General features: G+C 33.6%; 19 protein-coding genes. 13 read left to right on the plus strand and 6 right to left on the minus strand.

The genetic code is table 11. The features are described from left to right. Positions 1–90 precede the first annotated feature (90 nt). Positions 91–888, plus strand: coding sequence for an undecaprenyl-diphosphate phosphatase (locus tag HYN86_RS02750; protein ID WP_113676661.1), 798 nt, complete (start codon positions 91–93; stop codon positions 886–888). Beyond that, the gene (gene truB, locus HYN86_RS02755) at positions 888–1,577 is read left to right on the plus strand and encodes a tRNA pseudouridine(55) synthase TruB (RefSeq protein ID WP_113676662.1); all 690 of its coding nucleotides are present in this window, start codon (positions 888–890) and stop codon (positions 1,575–1,577) included. The genes HYN86_RS02750 and truB overlap by 1 nt, the downstream gene beginning before the upstream one ends. A 345-nt stretch (positions 1,578–1,922) precedes the next feature. Here truB and HYN86_RS02760 read toward each other — a convergent pair whose 3' ends face one another. Then, a complete protein-coding gene (locus HYN86_RS02760) occupies positions 1,923–2,540 on the minus strand; it encodes a thioredoxin family protein (protein ID WP_113676663.1) in 618 nt (205 codons plus the stop codon). A gap of 193 nt (positions 2,541–2,733) precedes the next feature. Here HYN86_RS02760 and pyrH point away from each other — a divergent pair, with 193 nt between their 5' ends. From pyrH to HYN86_RS02775, 3 genes are all read left to right on the plus strand, one after another. Then, the gene (gene pyrH / locus HYN86_RS02765) at positions 2,734–3,441 is read left to right on the plus strand and encodes a UMP kinase (RefSeq protein WP_095953987.1); all 708 of its coding nucleotides are present in this window, start codon (positions 2,734–2,736) and stop codon (positions 3,439–3,441) included. 78 nt (positions 3,442–3,519) lie between these two features. Then, a complete protein-coding gene (frr, locus tag HYN86_RS02770) occupies positions 3,520–4,083 on the plus strand; it encodes a ribosome recycling factor (protein WP_113676664.1) in 564 nt (187 codons plus the stop codon). A gap of 119 nt (positions 4,084–4,202) precedes the next feature. Continuing rightward, positions 4,203–6,698: a DUF5686 family protein gene (locus tag HYN86_RS02775; protein ID WP_113676665.1), complete on the plus strand. Its 2,496-nt coding sequence runs from the start codon at positions 4,203–4,205 to the stop codon at positions 6,696–6,698. A 455-nt stretch (positions 6,699–7,153) separates the two neighbouring features. Here the strand turns inward: HYN86_RS02775 and HYN86_RS02780 are convergent, their stop codons facing one another. From HYN86_RS02780 to HYN86_RS02790, 3 genes are all read right to left on the minus strand, one after another. Further along, the gene (locus HYN86_RS02780) at positions 7,154–9,424 is read right to left on the minus strand and encodes a cation:proton antiporter (RefSeq protein ID WP_113676666.1); all 2,271 of its coding nucleotides are present in this window, start codon (positions 9,422–9,424) and stop codon (positions 7,154–7,156) included. A gap of 113 nt (positions 9,425–9,537) precedes the next feature. Further along, the gene (locus HYN86_RS02785) at positions 9,538–10,257 is read right to left on the minus strand and encodes a LytR/AlgR family response regulator transcription factor (RefSeq protein ID WP_113676667.1); all 720 of its coding nucleotides are present in this window, start codon (positions 10,255–10,257) and stop codon (positions 9,538–9,540) included. Then, the gene (locus HYN86_RS02790; protein ID WP_113676668.1) at positions 10,220–10,981 is read right to left on the minus strand and encodes a sensor histidine kinase; all 762 of its coding nucleotides are present in this window, start codon (positions 10,979–10,981) and stop codon (positions 10,220–10,222) included. The genes HYN86_RS02785 and HYN86_RS02790 overlap by 38 nt, the downstream gene beginning before the upstream one ends. 218 nt (positions 10,982–11,199) lie before the next feature. Here HYN86_RS02790 and HYN86_RS02795 point away from each other — a divergent pair, with 218 nt between their 5' ends. The 5 genes from HYN86_RS02795 (at position 11,200) to rpoN (ending at position 17,527) form a co-directional block, all read left to right on the plus strand. Beyond that, positions 11,200–13,566, plus strand: coding sequence for an efflux RND transporter permease subunit (locus HYN86_RS02795; protein ID WP_113676669.1), 2,367 nt, complete (start codon positions 11,200–11,202; stop codon positions 13,564–13,566). Positions 13,567–13,609: 43 nt separating this feature from the next. Continuing rightward, positions 13,610–14,146, plus strand: coding sequence for an STM3941 family protein (locus HYN86_RS02800; RefSeq protein ID WP_113676670.1), 537 nt, complete (start codon positions 13,610–13,612; stop codon positions 14,144–14,146). 118 nt (positions 14,147–14,264) lie between these two features. After that, a complete protein-coding gene (locus HYN86_RS02805) occupies positions 14,265–14,450 on the plus strand; it encodes a hypothetical protein (RefSeq protein ID WP_162789263.1) in 186 nt (61 codons plus the stop codon). An 18-nt stretch (positions 14,451–14,468) separates the two neighbouring features. Then, a complete protein-coding gene (gene asnS / locus HYN86_RS02810; RefSeq protein ID WP_113676672.1) occupies positions 14,469–15,914 on the plus strand; it encodes an asparagine--tRNA ligase in 1,446 nt (481 codons plus the stop codon). A gap of 152 nt (positions 15,915–16,066) precedes the next feature. Next, positions 16,067–17,527: an RNA polymerase factor sigma-54 gene (gene rpoN, locus HYN86_RS02815; RefSeq protein WP_113676673.1), complete on the plus strand. Its 1,461-nt coding sequence runs from the start codon at positions 16,067–16,069 to the stop codon at positions 17,525–17,527. 378 nt (positions 17,528–17,905) lie between these two features. On the opposite strand, the gene HYN86_RS02820 is transcribed toward rpoN, so the two are convergent. Continuing rightward, positions 17,906–18,325, minus strand: a complete 420-nt coding sequence (locus HYN86_RS02820; protein ID WP_113676674.1) for a hypothetical protein — start codon at positions 18,323–18,325, stop codon at positions 17,906–17,908. A 42-nt stretch (positions 18,326–18,367) separates the two neighbouring features. Beyond that, a complete protein-coding gene (locus HYN86_RS02825) occupies positions 18,368–18,958 on the minus strand; it encodes a thymidine kinase (protein ID WP_057115959.1) in 591 nt (196 codons plus the stop codon). A gap of 235 nt (positions 18,959–19,193) precedes the next feature. On the opposite strand from HYN86_RS02825, the gene HYN86_RS02830 reads away from it, so the two are divergent. The 3 genes from HYN86_RS02830 to HYN86_RS02840 all read left to right on the plus strand — a co-directional run bounded on the left by HYN86_RS02830 (position 19,194) and on the right by HYN86_RS02840 (position 21,639). Next, positions 19,194–20,279, plus strand: coding sequence for a hypothetical protein (locus HYN86_RS02830; protein ID WP_113676675.1), 1,086 nt, complete (start codon positions 19,194–19,196; stop codon positions 20,277–20,279). A 111-nt stretch (positions 20,280–20,390) separates the two neighbouring features. Next, positions 20,391–21,113, plus strand: coding sequence for a 16S rRNA (cytidine(1402)-2'-O)-methyltransferase (gene rsmI / locus HYN86_RS02835; RefSeq protein ID WP_113676676.1), 723 nt, complete (start codon positions 20,391–20,393; stop codon positions 21,111–21,113). A gap of 181 nt (positions 21,114–21,294) precedes the next feature. Next, the gene (locus HYN86_RS02840) at positions 21,295–21,639 is read left to right on the plus strand and encodes a HopJ type III effector protein (RefSeq protein WP_113676677.1); all 345 of its coding nucleotides are present in this window, start codon (positions 21,295–21,297) and stop codon (positions 21,637–21,639) included. Positions 21,640–21,710 lie beyond the last annotated feature (71 nt).

Genomic DNA, 21,710 nt, shown 5'->3' on the forward strand with positions numbered 1-21,710 from the left:
AGATTATTAGATTAATCTTTTCTAAAAAGTCTCAAAATCTAAGATATCTATCCCGAAGCTTCGGGACTAAAAATCTAACAATCCACATAAATGAATACATTACAAGCTATCGTTCTTGCCATTATTGAAGGAATTACAGAATTTTTACCTGTTTCTTCAACTGGACACATGATTATTGCCTCTTCTTTTTTTGGAATCGCTCATGATGATTTCACTAAACTTTTTACCATTGTAATTCAGCTTGGCGCGATACTTTCGGTTGTAATTTTATACTTCAAACGTTTCTTTCAAACTTTTGATTTCTATTTTAAACTTCTAGTTGCTTTTATTCCTGCAGTAGTTTTAGGATTACTATTAAGTGATTTTATTGATGGTTTATTAGAAAATCCCGTTACGGTTGCTATTTCACTTTTGATTGGAGGAATTATTTTATTGAAAGTTGATGAATGGTTCAACAAACCAAACGATCCTGAAGTTTCAACTGAGATCACTTACGCAAAAGCTTTTAAAATTGGACTATTTCAATGTTTGGCAATGATCCCTGGAGTTTCACGAAGCGGCGCTAGTATTGTAGGTGGAATGTCTCAAAAATTATCAAGAACTTCTGCTGCAGAATTTTCATTTTTCTTAGCAGTTCCAACTATGTTAGGCGCAACAGCAAAAAAATGTTACGATTATTACAAAGCTGGATTTGAATTGTCTCACGATCAAATTAACATGCTTGTTATTGGAAATATTGTCGCTTTTGTTGTAGCACTTTTGGCCATTAAAACTTTCATCGGATTTTTAACTAAAAACGGATTTAAAGTTTTTGGTTATTACCGAATCTTAGCTGGAATCATTTTATTATTGATTCACTTTTTCATTCACCCGCTTACCATCATATAATGACACCTGAAGAATATTTAGAAGGACAAGTTTTATTGATTGACAAACCATTAAAATGGAGTTCGTTTCAAGCTGTCAATAAATTAAAATACCTTTTAATTAATAAAGTTGGACTTCCTAAAAAGTTCAAAATTGGCCACGCCGGAACTTTAGATCCGCTGGCGACTGGACTTTTATTGATTTGTACTGGAAAATTCACCAAAAGAATTTCTGAACTTCAAGGTCAGGCAAAAGAATATACTGGAACTTTTTACATTGGAGCCACTACTCCATCTTACGATTTAGAGACTGAAATCGACCAGACTTTTCCAACAGATCATATCAACGAAGTTTTAATTCACGAAACGGTAAAGCAGTTTTTAGGAGAAATAGATCAAAAACCGCCTATTTTTTCGGCTATAAAAAAAGATGGAGTTCGTTTATACGAGCATGCACGCGCTGGTGAAACAGTAGAAATTGCAAGCAGAAAAACTACTATTCACGAATTTGAAATTACAAGAATTGCATTGCCCGAAGTAGATTTCAGAGTGGTTTGCAGTAAAGGAACTTACATTCGTTCTTTGGCTTACGACTTTGGAAAAGCCATGAATTCAGGTTCACATTTAACTGTTTTACGCCGTACTAAAATTGGAGATTATGATGTAAAGAATGCAATTGACATCACTTTATTTGAGGAAAGTCTGAAATAATCATAAATAAAAATAGCACATTACAATTTCTAAAAGAGTAATGTGCCAGCTCCTAAATAAATAGTACAATTAATTCATACTTATTCTTTTGAGTTAATAGTGAGGCACATTTTTCCCTCCAAATAAAAATTGAGAAAAGAAATCATAGAATCTTTCAAATAACTTTTTCATAATAGTGTATTTTTTAATGTTAGACAATAAATAGACACCAGTAAAAAGAGTAAATCAGAAAGTTATAATAGAAGTGGGATTATATTTACTAAGTTACAACATTTGAAGTAAAATAAAAACACTTTAAGATAATTTTATCAACCAAATTATTTGTTTATCAACAGATTACAAAAATCACAATCGATTATATTTAATATTCTCCATAATTTCAAGCAGTTCTTCCTGAACGGAGATTCCTTTATCTGCCAAATACCACAATTGTAAATCTGTTTTTATTTTTTCATTAATTGGCCCGACATCTCTTTTATGAATTGCCATTAATTCGGTGGCACCTTTGGGTCTTGGTCCCCAATCTGCACGAACAATTCCGGCTTCTTTACAAATAACAATTATTTTAGGAATTGCCCTTCCTCCATTTGTAAGATACTGACTCATTAAATCGTCGTTTTCGTCACGCAAAGCTATTCTTAGATCCACTTTTTTATTGGAAGCCAACGCCATTTTATTTAAAATAGGAAGAATCTGCGCTGCATCGCCGCACCAGCCTTCAGAAAGTACCAGCCATATATAATGATTGTCTAAATGCTGCAGTTTATCAATAATAGGTTCAGCAATTTGTATGGTCTTTTCCAGCCTATTCATTCTCGCTTCGTTTAATTTTGAATAATTTGTCAAGCTTTCCGATTGTTCGTTTCCTGTCGACTTCCCTTCAGATAATAAGTCGGTTACTAATTTTCTGTATTCAGCATAAGAATGACTGTTGAATAATGCTTTGGCTACGATGCTTTTCATATTGGTTTGATTTTTAGGATAGAACTAAAATACAAAATTTAGAAAGACGCTGAAATGACAATTATCAGATTTAAAATTAATGACTTTTAAAGTTCTTACAAACTTTAAATCACAAGTAAGATTAATTTTTTACAAACATTATTTCTAAAAATCAGAATATGTCTATATTTGCACAAATTAACGCGACACACACATGAAATATAAAAGAATTCTTCTAAAACTTAGCGGCGAAGCGCTAATGGGTGATTTACAATACGGTATAGACCCAAAAAGATTAGCCGAATATGCAGATGAAATTAAGCAGATTCACAGTAAAGGAGTAGAGATTGCAATTGTTATTGGAGGAGGAAATATATTTAGAGGAGTTGCTGGAGCAAGTTCCGGAATGGACAGAGTTCAAGGTGATTACATGGGTATGCTTGCAACTGTAATTAACGGAATGGCTTTACAAGGCGCTCTTGAAGACAAAGGAATGAAAACGCGTTTGCAGACTGCTTTAAAAATGGAATCTATTGCAGAACCATACATTAAAAGAAGAGCAGACCGCCACTTAGAAAAAGGCAGAATCGTAATTTTTGGTGCCGGGACCGGAAATCCATATTTTACAACAGATACTGCAGCAGTTTTAAGAGGAATCGAAATTAATGCTGATGTTATCCTAAAAGGAACTCGTGTTGATGGTGTTTATGATTGTGACCCTGAGAAAAATGCTTCTGCAGTAAAATTTGACTTTATTTCGTTTGACGATGTAATCAAAAAAGGTTTAAATGTAATGGACACTACTGCATTTACACTTAGTCAAGAAAACAAATTACCAATCGTAGTTTTTGATATGAATAAAATTGGAAACTTGTTGAAAATCTGCGAAGGCGAAAACATAGGAACTGTAGTTAATATATAGTCATCAGTAACAGTTTACAGTCGCATAAATAAGACTTTAACTGAAAACTGAGAATGAAAACTGAAAACTAAAAAAACAATGACTGAAGAAATAGACTTTATTTTAGAAAGTACTGAGGAATCAATGAATGGTACTATTGCACACTTAGAGAAAGAATTTCTTAATATTCGTGCAGGAAAAGCTTCTCCAGCAATGCTTGGAGGTGTTTTTGTGGATTATTACGGATCTGCAACACCGCTTTCTCAAGTATCTAAAATCAGTGTTCCAGATGCTAGAACAATTACATTACAGCCATTTGAAAAAAATATGCTGCAAGCAATTGAGAAAGCTATCTTAATCGCAAACATTGGTTTTAACCCGATGAACAATGGTGACATGATTATTATCAGCGTACCGCCATTGACAGAAGAGCGTCGTCGTGACTTGGCTAAACAAGCAAAATCTGAGGCTGAAGATGCTAAAATCGGTATTCGTAACTCTCGTAAAGATGCAAATACTGACATTAAAAAATTAGAAAAAGAAGGAACTTCTGAAGACATTTGCAAATCTGCTGAAGAAGAAGTTCAAAACTTGACAAACGCTTTTATTAAAAAAATTGATGAATTATTGGTTTTAAAAGAAGCCGAAATCATGAAAGTGTAATCAAAGATCTGATATATTTAAAAAATCCGTCTGGTGAATAGTACCAGACGGATTTTTTTATTGTTATTTTTGCATACGAAAATTAAATTCTTTTCGTTTTTGAAACTATATCATTCTGTATGAAGCTATTTTGTTTTTTGACTTTGTTTTTTACGCTTACTCTTCAAGCGCAATTTCAAATAAACGGAATCGTAACCGATTCAAACAACAAACCTCTTCCGTTTGCTACAATTACCACCTCAGAAAACAACAATACTATTACAGATGTTGATGGCAAGTTTATTTTTAAAATCAGCCCGTCTTCCACAACTTTAACGGTATCTTATATTGGTTTTCAAACCAAAACTATCACATTAAGCATCCATAAAACTTTTTATGCCGTTTCGCTCGCACAGCAGACAGATGATTTAAACGAAGTTGTGGTTTCTAATGAAAATCCTGCTTTGACGATAATTCGAAAAGTTATTGCCAATAAATCATTAAACGATCCTCAGAAAAAGCTCAATAATTTTGAGTACAAAACATACAATAAACTTATTGTAACCGCCAACCCAGATTCGATAGATGGCAGGATTGACTCTACTGCGTCTTATAAAGATCTAAACAAAAAAATTATAAATGTTGATTCATCAGATTATAAGTTTAAGGAAATCGTGAGCAGACAGCATTTATTTCAAACGGAGAAAGTTTCACAGTACCAATTTGGCAATAGGAAATTAAAAGAAACTGTACTGGGCACCAAAATAGCAGGTTTTAAACAACCTATTTATGAAGTTTTAGCATTTAATCTGCAGTCAATTTCCATTTACGATCCGAAGTATGAATTGTTTGAGACGAAATACGAAAATCCAATTTCGAATCAGGCACCATCGAGCTATAATTATAAATTGCTGGACACTGTGAGCATCAAAGGTCGTGATACGTATATGATTTATTTCAAAAATAAATTACAACGAAAATCATCCGGTCTTGAAGGGGTTTTATATATTGACAAAGAAAACTTTGCTGTCGCAAAAGCTGTAATGCGAATTAAAGGCGTTCTGGACATTAGCGGTATTCATGAATTTGAATATATCCCGAAAGAAAAAATTTGGTTTCAAAGCAATACCACTTTCAAAATTGTAAAAGGAAAAAATGACGATGATATTAGGATTTTAGGCGGAACAATTCAGTTTGACGGAGACGTTGAAGAAAATTTTGAACCAAGGAAAAAAGTCGCTTCAGATTTCACATATTTACTTTCAGAAAGTAATAGTTTTGATATTCGTGTTAACACCAGCAATCCTATAAAAAACCCTTCGCTTTACATCGAAATTAATGACGATGCGGCTAAAAAACCAGAAAACTTCTGGGAAGCGTACCGCAAGGAAAATCTTGATGTAAAAAGCCAAAAAACATATTTATTACTAGACAGTCTTTCTGTGAGTAATAGAATTGAAAAACGTTTAGGGATCGGCCGAAAAATTATTAATGGCTTCTATCCTATCGGCCCTGTTGATTTGGATTTAAAAAAGATTATAAGTTTTAATAATTATGAAGGTTTCCGAATTGGTTTAGGCGGAATTACAAATGATCGTTTTTCGAAAAACTTCAGATTGGAAAGTTATACTGCTTACGGCACAAAAGATGGAGTTTTTAAATATAGTGCGGGAGCCGGAGTTTTACTAGACAAATACACCAATACCTGGCTGAATGGTTACTATGCTGATGATGTACGCGAAATTGCAAGTACAGTTTTCAGCGTAGACAAACGTGTTTTTAAGATTTATGACCCGCGACCAATAAATATTAGTACTTTTTACGAATATTCAGGATGGAGAGGTAATATCCAGACTAAATTTATCCCGAAGACTGAAGCGGTTTTAGAAGTTTCACGAAATTATATCGAACCGAAATTTGATTATCTTTTTAATCACGATGGAAAATTATACTCCAGCTATGTAATGACTACAGCAATGCTTTCAATTGTCTGGGCGCCTTTCAGCGAATTTATGCAGACTCCAACTGGAAGAAATGAAACAGATAAAAGATTTCCGAGATTTACTTTTCAATACACGCAGTCTTTACCAGATGTTCTCGGTAATGACTTTACTTTTAGCAAAATAGATTTTAAAGCCGAATACGAAAAACAATACCTCAACCGCCAAAAAACTAGTTTGCTTCTGCAGGCGGGTTATGCAATGGGAGATGTACCAATTACGCATTTGTACAATACTTCTCCAAACAACTTAACCAAAGAAACTATTATTCAGCGTATTACTTTTGCGGGAAGAAATGCTTTTGAAACGATGTATTTTAATGAATTTTTCTCTAGTCAATATTTAATGTTCCAGATCAAGCATGGTTTTGACCGTATTAGAATTATGAAAAAAGTCCGTCCTTCGTTAGTTTTAGTCACGAGAATGGCATGGGGAAATATGGAAAAACCCGAACAACACGTTGGACCGGCATATAAAACTCTTGATAAAGGCTTCTTTGAATCGGGAATTGAATTGAATAAAATCTACAAGGGTTTTGGTCTCGGCGGCTTTTATCGTTATGGTCCAAACCAATTGTTGAAGTTTGAAGATAATATAGCGGTGAAGATTTCTTATGTACTTGATCTCGGACTTTAATAATTAAATTCCAAATTTTTATCCCGAGGCTTCGGAAAACTCCAATTTTCATGCTACGTTTGTCATCCTGAGGAACGAAGGATCACACTCGTAACTCGACAAAGATTGGCAATTTTCTATGTAGAATTACTTTGCATAATTGCTAGTGTGATCCTTCGTTCCTCAGGATGACAAAAAACATGCTTAAAAAAATCATCAGATAGTCTGTCATTTCTAGGAACAAGAAATCTCCGTAAGAAACTCGACAAAGATTGGATATTCGTTTTAGAGCTACTCGTGGAGATTTCTCTCTCGAAGCCTCGGGATCGAAATGACAAAAAGCCGAAAGTACATTACAAATCTTTGTCAAAGTTTAAAACTTTGACAAAATCTGCGTGCAAGAAAAACTCAAAAAAAATCCCAAACTCTAATTATAAAAATTGGAATTTGGGATAAAAAATTGATATTTAAGAATATTACGGTTTCAGAATCAGAACTGAAGGCGTGTTGTTCAGCCAGGTACTTTGAGATTCAATTAATTTTTTCCAGCTGTCCAGACTTATAATCATTAAGTTCTGGCCATCTAAAAATTCTTTTTTAATTGTTCGGTCATGCATAATCATAATATGATTTGGAGCAATCTGTTCGATAGAGCGGATAGTTTCCTGCATTTCGCGGGTATTTTTTACTTCACCGCTGGCATCTAGAACTGTAATCTGCGAACCATTGTTATTGATTAATTTCTTAGCATAATCAATTAAAAAAGCATCTTCTTTACCAAATACAGGCATAAAAACCTGATTTATTTCTTTAAAATCTTTATCGATAAAAATACCAACCGGCATTCTTGTTTTTGCAATAATATGACGCGTTCTTTCATCAAAAGGAGAATTTTCAAACAAACCTTCTTTTCCTGTGAATTTATCAATTAAACGATCTGGATTTACAATTCGCGTTGTAAAACCTAGAATTTTTCCAAGCAAAGTTCCGTCAAAGATAGATTGTCCTAAACCAACCAATAATAAATCATATTCTCCGTGGTTTGCCGAATCAATAATATCAGTATCGATATCATTTGAAACTTTAAAAAGACTCACAATATGCTGATTCAATCGGTTGGATTCCTCTATAACGGGAATTAACATTTTACGCTCATGATCTTTCACATCAAAAGAGTGAATCTCTGTGCTTAAAGACAAATGCATTGCCGTTACAATCGAATTGTCAGGTTGTTTTTTAACCAAACTGTTTGCGATTTTTAAAAGCTTTTTACCTCTTTCTGGAGTTGCAAACGAAAGCAGGATTTTATATTTGCTTTTGCTTCCAATCTCTTGCGGTACATTAGTTTCTTTATCTTTAAAAATGAAGCCTATAAAATCTAATGCCGGGCCTGTCATAAAAGTGGTTACCAAAGCCATAATTACCATCATGGTAAAAATCTCTGTTGATAAAACTCCAAGATCATATCCGATATTTAAAACGACCAGCTCCATTAATCCTCTGGTGTTCATTAAAGCTCCAATTGCCAAACTATCTTTCCAGTTTTGTCCCACGAATTTTGCCGCCAGAGCACTTCCAAAAAATTTACCAGCAACAGCGACAGCTATAATTAACCCAGTTATTTTCCATAATTCGGGATCATTAAGAAGCCCAATCTGGGTACGCAAACCTGTAAATACAAAAAATAAAGGCAATAAGACAATTATAGCAACGTCTTCGACTTTCTCAATAAATATATTTCTGAATTTATTGTTTTCAGGCATAATTGCTCCCGCAAGAAAAGCTCCAAATAAAGCATGAATTCCAATTAATTCTGCAGCATACGCTGAGATTAAAAGTGTGATAAAAAAGATAGCAACAACAGGTTTATTTAAACTTTCTCTTGTTGAATTTAAATCTCCGACACGTTTTAAAAACGGACGAACGATTTTCAGCATAATTATTACATAGAGAATTGCTAAACCAATTACATATAATGAACTTGTAAAAGAACCTGCTTTTACAATAGCAATTACAACGGCAAGAATACACCATGCAGTAATATCATCTGCGGCCGCACAAGTAATAGCAATAGTTCCGAGTTTTGTTTTTTGCATGCCTCTTTCCTGAACAATTCTGGCTAGAACCGGAAATGCAGTAATACTCATCGCAATTCCCATAAACAATCCGAAAGAAGCAAATTCAACTCCAATTGGTGCAAATGTGTGGTATATATAATAAGCTAGGGTTAGTCCCAATGCAAACGGAATAACGATACTGGCGTGGCTGATCACAACGGCGTCGTGTGCTTTGTTTTTGAGCACTTTCAAATCCAGTTCCATCCCGATAACGAACATAAACAGTATCAAACCAATCTGGCTCAAGAATTGTAAATTGCCTAAAGATTCTTTTGGAAATAAAGCCGCAGAAAATTCCGGAAAATACATTCCCACCAAAGACGGTCCTAAAACAATACCTGCAATCATTTCTCCAATTACAGATGGCTGTCCGATTTTTCTAAAAAACCATCCAAACAAACGTGCCACCAAAATAATAGTCACGATCTGTGCCAATAAAATGGCCAATGGATGCTTTAAATTATGAACCATAGAATCTAGAAAATCATTCCAATGGTTGCTTTCGATTTGTTTTTTGACAATGTTGCGCCCGACTTCAAGTGCCGCGCCTTTTGAAATTACCCAGTATATCAGAGCAGTAAAACCTCCAATAATTGTAACATAGAATAGAGAGTTCTTAATGTTATTCATAACTCGTTCTTTTGATTATTGCGGCAAATATCAGGACTGGGCTTTAAGGAAAGAAGTAAAACACGTTATAATTTTCATACCATGTAACAAGTCTGAAAAATTTTGTAATAAGATCAGATTTTAACTTTCTTTAAAAAATCAGAACGATAGGTTTCGCTTAAAATTAGGGTTGTATTTTTATTATTTTCTTCCAGATGGTGCAGTACGATTTCGTTATGATTAAAGAACTTTATCGCTTTTACTGCAACAATTTCTTTTTTGTTGATACGGCAAAAATCGGATTCTGGCAATTCATTCAAAAGCGTATCAAATTTAACATTTTTTAAATTCAAAAAACTTCCATCAGCAAGTAAAACTGTTTTATCACGGCTGTCACTCACTGCGGTTTTTATAAGCTGTATTTTATTGAAGAATAGCAGCGTTTTTCCTTTGTCTGTATTAAGCTGTATAAACTTTTTAGCCGAATCTGCTTTCTCAAAACGTTCAAAAGCTTTTGAAATCGCTTTTTGCAGCCGTTCTAATTTTACAGGTTTTGTAATATAATCGACCGCATCTATATTGAATGCTTCGGCAGCATATTCTTTGTAAGCGGTACAAAAAATGACCAGTTTATCTTGAAGTTTTTCAGCAAGATGAAGCCCGTCAATTCCAGGCATTTCAATATCCGAAATCAACAAATCAAAATCCAGAGTGGAAATATCATTCAAAAGTTTTTCTGGATTGTTATATGTTTTTACAATTTCCAGTTCTGGAATTTGTTCGCAGAGCATTTTTAGGTATGTTAATCCTGGAAGTTCATCGTCCAGAAGTAAGCATTTCAGTTTTGTATTCAAGTAAATCAATTTTTAGATGAGCAATATAAACGTCGTTTTCTATAAACTTATCGAGTTTGAAATTATTCTTATAAATGATTCTTAGACGATGTTCGAGAGTGGCATGTCCAAAACCGCTCCGTTCCTTTTTTAATACTTTTTTATCTGATATTTTGTTCGAAACCGTCATAAAAAAAGCATTGTCTTTAAATTCAAAAACAACGGAAATAAAAGCGTCGGCACTTTGAAGATCGGCGTGTTTGAAGGCATTTTCAATCAAATCAATAGAAATCAGCGGTGCTAATAAAGGCTGATCGTACAATTTATCCTCTTTGTTAATATTGGTTTTGATTTTTAACTCAAAAAGCGGACTGATTTTTATTTTATTGATTTCGATTAAATTCAGCGCAAAATCAATTTCTTCTTTTGCCGTTACAAATTTCTTTTTGCTTTCATATAAAATATAATCCAAAACATTGGCCAGTTTATCTAATGCAAAATAGGTTTGGTACGCGTGCGACTGAATCGAATTTAGTATGTTTTTAAACAAATGCGGATTTAGTTTAGACTCCAGATTTTCTAACTGCAGATCATTCACTTTAACTTCAAGCGCATAAAAACTTTTTTCAATATCTTCTTTTGCTTTTTTTGCCTCTATTAATTGATAAATCATATAACAAATTATTATAACCAGCAATAAAAGAATGGCTAAGAAAATATATGTTATCGTATTATTATCGTTCATATGTAGTAGGTTTTTGTGAGCCTCTAATTGCAAAAATATTATTCTTCCTTCTAAATTACTGCAAATATGAGAAAAGCTGCTAACTAAACAGCTAAAAGAAAGAAATATATCACAAGGTAAAATCTTTAAGCATTTGTGTTAACATAAAGTAAAATAGAGGCGATTGATTATGATTTCGAGCACTTTTCACTACATTTGCATCCATTTTTAAAGATTTTATGAAAAACGCGATTCAAGTTGGATTTTGGGAAAAGTTAGCCCGAATCATACTTAAAAACAGAATAACAATTTTAATAATATTATCTGTTTTAACTGTTTTCCTTGCCTTGCAGTGGAGAAACCTTTCTATGACGTACACAGAAGCAAATCTGCTTCCTAAAGATCATATTGCGAACAAAGAATATCAGAAATTCTTAGACAAATTTGGCGAAGAAGGAAACCTTGTTGTTATTGGTTTTAAGGATCCTAAGTTTTTTACTCCAAAAAATTACGCTGCTTGGAATGAATTAATGACAGGTTTGAAGAAATCAAAAGAAGTCGACTTGGTTGTTTCTTTAAATGATTTGAAAAAACTGGAAAAAGATACGGTTAACGAAAAATTCGTATTAAATCCGTTTATCGATCAGAAAAAAGCACTTGACCCTGCTTACTTAAAAACTATTCAATACGATTTATTTCACAATTTACCTTTTTACGAAGGACTTTTATTCAATAAAGAAAGCGGCAGTGTTCGTTCTGCGGTTTACATCAATAAAAAACTAGTAAATACTGCCGAAAGAAAAACTTTCATACTTAAAGATTTAGTTCCTAAAATCGATAAATTTGAAAAGACGACAGGAATAGACCTTAAAGTTTCTGGAATGCCGTACATCAGAACGATCAATGCGGACAATATGAAAGGTGAAATCGGACTTTTTATTGGAGCGTCTTTATTTACGGTTTCTCTGATTTTCTTTTTCTTTTTCCGTTCGTTTAGAGCTACGTTTATCTCGATTTGTATTTTAATTATTGGTGTAACATGGTCGTTTGGAACACTAGGGTTATTTGGTTATAAAATCACGATTTTAACAGCTATTATTCCACCGCTGATTATCGTAATCGGAATTACAAACTGTATTTTCCTGATTAATAAATACCAGCAGGAAATCAAATTACATAACAATCAGGCAAAAGCGTTACAGCGTGTTATTTCAAAAATTGGTTCTTCGACTTTGATGACCAATTTAACAGCTGCAATTGGTTTTGCTACCTTGATGATTACAGGAAACGAACTCCTTTTTGAATTTGGTTTAGTAACTTCTATCAACGTGCTTTCTGTTTATACTTTGACACTTTTTATTGTGCCAATTATTTACAGTTTTATGCCATTGCCAAAAGCAAAACATTTATATCACTTAGATAAAACTTATATTTCGACTCTTTTAAATACGGTTACAACAATCGTTAAAGGCAAAAAGACAATCGTTTACTGTATTTACGCTGTTCTATTTCTTGTAAGTTTAAATGGAGTGAGACAAATGAAAGTTTCAGGAAGTTTAATTGGTGAAATGCCAAAAAGCGCCTCTTTCTTTAAGGATATTTTGTTCTACGAAAAAGAATTCAACGGAGTTATGCCGCTTGAAATCATGGTGGACACCAAAAAGAAAAAAGGTGTTATGAAGGCTTCGACTATTCGTAAAATGGACGAACTTCAAAATACAATTTCTGAAATTCCTGAGTTGGCAAAACCAGTTTCTGTGGTAAATTTGGTTAAATATTCTAAACAAGCTTTTTACAATGGAAACCCAGAATATTACCAATTGCCAACTTCGCAAGAGCAGACTTTTATTTTAAGTTATGCTAAAAACGCAACCAAAAACAGCAAAGAGAATTTAATGAAAGCTTACGTTGATTCAACTGGACAATATGCCAGAATCACAACTTTCATGAAAGATATCGGAACTGATGAAATGGCAAAAGTGGAAGAGAAATTACACAAAAAAATTGATGAAATTTTCCCTAAAGATCGTTTTGAAGTTACCGTTACCGGAAAAGCATTAGTTTTCCAAAAAGGAACTACTTATCTGGCGCACAACTTAATTGAGTCATTGCTTTTTGCAATTTTGACAATTGCAATTTTGATGCTATATTTATTCAGATCTTTTAAAATGGTCGCAGCTTCTTTAATCACAAATATTTTACCACTTTGTATTACATCTGGATTAATGGGGTATTTTGGAATTCCGTTAAAACCTTCAACAATTTTGGTATTCAGTATCGCATTCGGAATCTCGGTTGATAATGCAATTCAGTTTATGGCGAAATACAAAGATGAGTTGATTCAAAACAAAGGAAAAGTAAAAAAATCTGTTTTCAGCGCTTTAAGAGAAACTGGAGTAAGTACTTTTTATACTTCTGTGGTTTTGATTTTAGGTTTTGCAACTTTCACTTTATCAAGTTTCAGCGGAACAATTGCTTTAGGAGGATTAATTTCTTGTACTTTGGTTTTTGCGATGTTTGCTAACTTGGTGGTTTTACCATCGCTTGTTCTAACTTTCGAGAAGAAGAAAACAAAGAAAGAGGAATTGGAGAATTTGGAGAAGTAAGGTTTATTAAGCCTTATAAGGAAATTGTTTATAGAAATGAATAATGAAAAAGATAGAAATATATTCAAGTAAAAAAAAATCAGCCCCAATATTAATAATATCTCTTATATGTTTTATTGGGGCAGTTTATATCCTGCTAACAACCAACTATAGTGCAATTACTAGCATTGAAAAAGCCATTTTATTAAAAGTTTTATTATCCGTTATAAGTTTATTTTGTGGAGCAGGAATCTATGTTTCATTAAAACAATTGATAAAAAAGAAATTATTTTTAATCATTGATGAAAATGGAATTAATGTCAATCCAGAAAATTCTACTTCTGAATCCATAAAATGGAAGAATGTTGAAAGTTTTTCTGAATTAAAAATGCATAACCAAAAAATGGTTCTTATTGAAGTTAACAATCCTAGTTATTGGATTGAAAACGAGAGTAATTACATGAGAAAAAAATTAATAGAATTTAATTTAAAGAATTACGGTGCGCCATTTGTACTTTCAGCAATCTCAATGGATTTAAATCATGATGAACTTCTAAAAGTACTATATGACAATCTTGGGAAGTTCCAGCATTTAACATAAAGTTTGTCATTTCTACGAAGGAGAAATCTCCGCAATATATTCCGCAAAGCTAGGAAATACTAGACGGAGCTACTTGCGGAGATTTCTCTCCCGAAGCCTCGGGATCGAAATGACAAAAATGAGAGAAATACAAAATATCAGTAAAATTGCTTCTTTTGAAACCGAGTGCCCTAGCCCTGATCGAAGCGGTATCCTTTCTGTTTTTTCTTTAAAAACAGAAAGATATAGCGAAGAGCAGGAATCCGCTTCAAAAATTAATTATTATCGATTATATTTGCAGTTGTTCAAAACGAATATTATTTAATATCAATTATATATAAAAATGAAACACACAAAAGTTAGAGACTTATTAAACAGTACGACGACGTTACAGGAAGTGAATGCAAAAGGTTGGGTGAGAACTTTTAGAAATAATCAGTTCATCGCTTTAAATGACGGTTCTACAATTAATAATATTCAATGTGTTGTTGATTTTGAAAATACACCAGAAGAGACTTTAAAAAGAATCACAACTGGAGCAGCAGTTTCTGTAATTGGAACTTTGGTTGAAAGTAAAGGTGCAGGTCAGAAATATGAAATTCAAGTGAACAAACTTGAAATTCTTGGAGATTCTGATGCGGAGAAATTCCCAATGCAGCCTAAAAAACACTCTTTAGAGTTTCTACGTGAAAACGCTCACTTGCGTGTACGTACAAATGCTTTTGGAGCAATTATGCGTGTACGTTCTGTATTGTCTTATGCAGTTCACAAATATTTTCAGAATAAAGGTTTTGTGTATGTAAATACGCCAATTATCACTGGAGCTGATGCTGAGGGTGCTGGAGAAATGTTTCAAGTAACTTCATTGCCTTTGGATAATCTTCCAAAAAATGAAGAAGGAAACATTGATTTCAAAAAAGATTTCTTTGGAAAACACACCAACTTAACGGTTTCTGGACAATTAGAAGGGGAAACTTTTGCAATGGCTTTGGGTCAGATTTATACTTTTGGACCAACATTTAGAGCGGAGAATTCAAATACTTCTCGTCACTTGGCAGAATTCTGGATGATCGAGCCTGAAGTTGCTTTCAATGATTTGGATGACAATATGGATTTGGCTGAAGATTTTATTCAGTACGTAATTAAATATGCTTTAGACAACTGTAAAGATGATTTGAAATTCTTAGAGGGAAGACTTCTTGAAGAAGAAAAATCTAAACCACAGGCAGAAAGAAGCGAAATGGCGTTGTTAGAGAAATTGAACTTTGTTTTAGAAAACAACTTCAAACGTGTTTCTTATACTGAGGCAATTGACATTTTAAGAGATTCCACTCCAAATAAAAAGAAAAAATTCAGCTACTTAATTAACGAATGGGGAGCTGATTTACAGTCAGAACACGAGCGTTATTTAGTTGAAAAGCACTTTAAATGTCCTGTAATTTTATACGATTATCCAGCAAACATTAAAGCGTTTTACATGCGTTTGAATGACAACACTGAACCAGGAAGAGAAACAGTTCGCGCAATGGATATTCTTTTCCCTGGAATTGGAGAAATTGTTGGAGGTTCTGAAAGAGAAGAGCGTTACGATGTTTTGGTTGAAAAAATGAAAGCTTTAAACATCGACGAAGAAGAATTATACTGGTATTTAGACACCAGAAGATTTGGTTCTGCAACTCACGCAGGTTTTGGTTTAGGATTTGAGCGTTTGGTATTGTTTGTTACAGGAATGACAAACATTAGAGACGTAATTCCTTTCCCAAGAACTCCGGGCAGCGCGGAATTCTAAAAAATTTAGTTTAAAAAAGTTTCAAGTTTCAGGTTTCAAGTTAGTGAAACTTGAACTAAAATTATAAAATTTGTTTTCAAGTTTCAGGTTTTAGGTTGTCCGTTCAGTTGGAAAACCTGAAACTTGAAACTTGAAACTTTTAACAAAAACAAATGCTAAAGCAATTTTTAAATTTAAAATTATCCCAAAAATTATCTCCACAGCAAATTCAGCTGATGAAGTTAATTCAATTGCCTACGCAAGCTTTTGAGCAACGTTTATTAGAAGAAATGAACGAAAATCCGGCTCTGGAAGCTGGAAAAGAAGATGAATACGAAGCAGATGAATTTGCCAATGAAGACTACGACGATTATGATGATGCAGAATCTGACAGAATCGAAGCAGACGATATTAATATTGACGAATACCTAAGCGACGACGATACGCCTGATTACAAAACTCAGGTGAATAATTACAGTGAAGACGAAGAACGCGAAACACCTTTTGCTTCGCCAATTAGTTTTCATCAGGATTTAATCAATCAGCTGAATACTTTTATTTTAAACGACGAAGAACGCGAAATCGCCGAATTCCTTGTGGGAAGTATTGACGATATGGGTTACATCCGCAGAAGCATTCCGGATATTGTAGACGACATGGCTTTTACTCAGGGAATTTATACTGATGAAGCAATGGTCGAAAAAATGATGACCGTGATTCACGAGTTAGAACCTTCGGGAGTTGGTGCGCGAGATTTACAGGAATGTTTACTGCTTCAATTAAAGCATAAAACACCAACTGAATATGTTGATCTGGCAATTGATATTATCGAAAATCAGTTTGATGCTTTTACGAAAAAACATTACGATAAGTTATTGCAGAAATACAGTGTCTCTAACGAACAGCTTAAAAAAGGCATTCACGAAATTGAGAGACTAAACCCAAAACCGGGTGGATCTTATACTGGAAACAATAAAGTAACTGAAAATGTAGTTCCTGATTTCGCGATCAGAATTGTCGACGGCGAGCTTGAATTGACTTTAAACGGAAGAAATGCTCCTTCTCTGCACGTTTCTAAAGATTATCAGGAAATGATGCAGACATATAAGGATTCTCGCGATAAATCGACCGCTCAAAAAGATGCAGTTCAGTTTATCAAGCAAAAGTTAGATTCGGCTAAATGGTTTATCGATGCGATTAGACAACGTCAGGAAACACTTTTTGTAACAATGAATGCTATTATGCATTATCAGGAAGAATTTTTCTTAGACGGTGACGAAACCAAACTAAAACCAATGATCTTAAAAGATATTGCAGATATGGTTGGTTTAGATATTTCGACAATTTCGCGTGTAGCCAACAGTAAATATGTTGAAACACCGTACGGAACAAAACTAATTAAAGAATTCTTCTCCGAAGCGATGAAAAACGATCAGGGAGAAGATGTTTCGACTTTGGAAATCAAAAAAATCCTAAAGAATACAATTGAAGAAGAAGACAAGAAAAAACCTTTGCCAGACGATCAATTGGCCGAAATCTTAAAAGAAAAAGGATATCCAATTGCCAGAAGAACAATTGCAAAATATCGGGAGCAGCTTGATATCCCGGTTGCGAGAATGAGAAAGAAAATTTAGATTTTCATTTTTCAATCATAAAGAGATTAAGAAAAGTTAAGTTTTTATAGCGAATAGCAAACCTAACAGGTTTTAAAACCTGTTAGGTTTTTTTTATTAATTCACTCAAATGATGTTGAATTCGTTATTCCGTTAGAAATATTTGATCGGCAGCAAAAATTTACGTGTTGAATTTGTTCCGTAGTAACGCCTGTTTACGGAATTAAACTCAACAATAATTTATCCTTAATCAAACGTTCCTACGGAACGTAAATCGCTCAAATCAAATTATATCTACCGATGAGACATTCCTACGGAATGAAATATTACTTCTTTAAAACAAGAAACCCGACAGGTTTTAAAAACCTGTCGGGTTTAAAACGTCTCTTAAACGCTAAATTATTTATATTGATCTGGAAATATCTTCACATTAAATAAAAACACTTTGTTTTTGTCGCTGTAACTGTAATTTAATGTATAATCATTATCTCTAAAAACCTGAAGTCCAGGATTTGCCTTTGCTGTACTTACGAGACTTTTTTCAATTTCTTTCTGAATTACATTGACTTCTGCAGTTTCCTTAACCACATTCATTAATGTTAAATTGTATTGCACAACCCTTTCTTCAGGCAAAATCACGCTGTCTAGGCGAATTCCCTGCTGAATTGTCAACGGACAATTTTTATTGTATTTTTCAACCAATTCCTTTACTTCGGTATTTACTTCATCAGCATTTTCAGAAAGATAAAATTGAAAAAAAGCGGCGGCGGCCAAGGCAACACCAATTATAATTAATAATAAAAGATTCTGTTTTCTCATAATTTTCTTTCTTACGTTGCTAAGTAAATATTAAAAGGCCAGCTATTTTTCCTCGTTTTTCTTCATTGCATTAAAATACGCTGCACGGCTAAGTGGTTCATATTCTTCAGTTTCACCCAGCATAACCAATTTGTCATTATCTGTTTTTCTAAAACTATAATTGGCCAAATTTCCTGTTCTGGTACAAACTGCATGTACTTTGGTTACATATTCTGCCGTTGCCATAAGTCCCGGCATTGGTCCAAACGGATTTCCTTTAAAATCCATATCAAGTCCAGCAACAATTACACGAATTCCCTGATTGGCTAAATCATTACAAACGGTAATAATTTCATCATCAAAAAACTGAGCCTCGTCAATACCAATCACATCACAGCCTTGCGCCAAAATTAAAATATTGGCCGCTGCGGGAACTGGAGTGGAACGAATTTCATTAGCATCGTGCGACACTACCATTTCGTCATGATAACGGGTATCGATTGCGGGTTTGAAAATTTCGACTTTTTGCTTGGCAAATTGAGCACGTTTTAATCTGCGGATTAATTCCTCGGTTTTACCCGAAAACATTGATCCACAAATAACTTCAATCCAACCAAATTGTTCTTTGTGATTTACTGTATTTTCGAGAAACATTTTGTATTTTTCTGCCTTTAAAAATGAATAGTTTTTATTACTTTGTACTGGTAATAAATCGACGTAAAAATGTGCTGTTTTACATTTTTTCAAAAGTAGAAAATTTTTATCAAATCGGAGATCAGCTAACGCTTATTAACAGAAATAAAAAAATATCTTTTGGATTTCTTTCAGAATAAAGACATTCAGACATTAAATACACTAAAATACCTTATTCACTATAATTTCAACAGTTATGAAAAAAAAATTGGAAGCCGATTTAATCAGCATTGCACATCGAATTTTGAAACTTAAAAACAAGTCCGATATCAATCAATTGTATCTTGAAACTCAGAAATTATATGAGAAATTAGCGGTATTAAAGTTTGTAGAAGAAAATTTCGATGCTGCAAAACCAACAATTGGACAAAATGATATTACTTCAGAATTGGAAACAATTTTTGACAAAGAAGAAATAACTCCGTCTGCCGCTCAAATAGAAACTCCTGCCGCTTCAGCAGTTATTGAACTCGAGGAATCTTACGAACCAGAAGTTAAAGAAGAAATCACTGCCGAAATTCCTGAGCCAATTGCAGAAGAAACTGAAGAAATTGAAGAACAGATAGCTGTAACAGAAGTTACTGAACCAATAATTGAGGAAACACCAGAGCCAATTGCTGCTGAAATTATTGAACCTGAAGTTGAAAAAACTGAGGAACCAGTTGTTTCAGAAATTATTGAAGTGGAAGCAGAAAAAGAAAGTGAAAAGATAGAAGAACCTAAGGAGAACATCGAAGAATTTTCATTTACAACCGTAAACGATTTAAAACCAATTCCAGATTTCAAACCTGCTTTCGAATTAGAAACTGAAGAAATAAAAGAGGAAGTTAAAGAAGAACCAAAAACAGAAATTTCTCCAATACCTACTATTTTATTTGAAGATTTTGGAGTGAATTATGCCGATGCACAATTTGTAAAAGTTGACAGTTTTGAGGCTGTTCCTCCATCAAAAGCTCCTTCAATCAATGATTTTAAAGAAGAGAAAAAGGCAGAAACGGCTATTCTTGAAACTCCTGCACAGCCAAAAGCGGTTAGTTTAAATGAAAAACTGGCAAGAGGTTTTCATATTGATTTGAACGATCGAATTGCATTCACTAAAAATCTTTTCGGCAACAGCACAGAAGATTACAGCCGTGTTTTAAATCAATTAATGACTTTTGATTCTTATGATGAAGCAAAAGAATTTATTGAAAACATGGTAAAACCAGATTATAACAATTGGGAAGGGAAAGACGATTACGCAGAACGTTTCCTTGGAATTGTGGAGAAGAAATTCTCGTAAAAAAATAAAACACAGATTTCACGAATTATCACGAATTTTCTCTTTGTGAAATTTTTATAGACAATGAAAATTTGTGTCAATTAGTGAAATTCGTGTTATAAAATAAAATATATGTCAAAATTATATATCGTTCCAACGCCAATTGGCAATCTTGAGGACATGACTTTTAGAGCCATTCGGGTTTTGAAAGAAGTTGATTTGATTTTGGCTGAGGACACCCGAACAAGTGGCAAACTCTTAAAGCATTTTGAAATTGGCACGCACATGCACAGCCATCATATGCACAACGAACATAAAACAACCGAAAATTTAATTGCCCGTTTGAAAGCCGGCGAAACGATTGCTTTAATTTCAGATGCAGGAACTCCGGCAATTTCAGATCCAGGATTTTTATTGACGCGCGCTTGTGTCGAAAATAAAATTGAAGTCGAATGTCTACCTGGCGCAACTGCTTTCGTGCCCGCGTTGGTAAACAGCGGACTCCCAAATGACAAATTTGTTTTTGAAGGATTTCTGCCCGATAAAAAAGGACGTCAAACGCGTTTTTTGGCTTTAGCCGAAGAAGCCCGAACAATGATTTTATACGTTTCGCCGCATAAACTCGTTAAAACTTTAGCCGAATTTGTACAATATTTTGGAGAAGACAGACAAGTTTGCGTTTCTCGTGAATTATCAAAACTTCACGAAGAAAATGTTCGTGGAACTGCAAAAGAAGTTTTAGCGCATTTTGAAAAAACAGCACCTCGTGGCGAAATCGTCGTTGTCGTTGCCGGAAAAACAATAATAAAAGAACCTAAGAAAAGTAAATTTTCTAAGGATGAAGAAGAAGATTAAAATTATTTATGCCACAGATTAAAAAGATTATCACGGATTATAAAAAAGGTTTACCACAAATTATCACAAATTTCCACTAGTTAAATTTGTGATAATTTGTGTAATTCGTGGCAAAAAAAACACTTTAAAAAATCATTGTAATCTGTGCAATCTGTGGCAAGAAACTTAAAAATACAATTTAATGAGCATTCAAGCCTTTTTAGAAAAAGTAAAACAAACTCCTACACAAATCACATTTCCTGAAACGATTGCAGTAATCGAAGAAAATTACAACTTTACTCCAACTGCTTTTCAAAACGGAACACAGCATAATGCTGCCGGAGAAAATTCAGGTTCTTGTAAATTATTTTCTTTTGCGAAGTTGCAAAATTTGAACAAAGAAGAAACTTTAGCTTGCTTTGGAGCTTTTTATTTTGAAGAAGTTTTAGGCGATCCAAACGGAACCAATCACCAAAACATTAGAAACTTCATCAACTTAGGCTGGGACGGAATTCAGTTTGAAGGAAATGCTTTGGAAGCAAAATAATTATCTAAGATTTTTGATTAACGATTTTTAATTTCAGAAATCAGCAATCTAAAATCTACACTCTAAAATCT

The sequence above is a fragment of the Flavobacterium fluviale genome (genome assembly GCF_003312915.1).
Lineage (GTDB): Bacteria > Bacteroidota > Bacteroidia > Flavobacteriales > Flavobacteriaceae > Flavobacterium > Flavobacterium fluviale.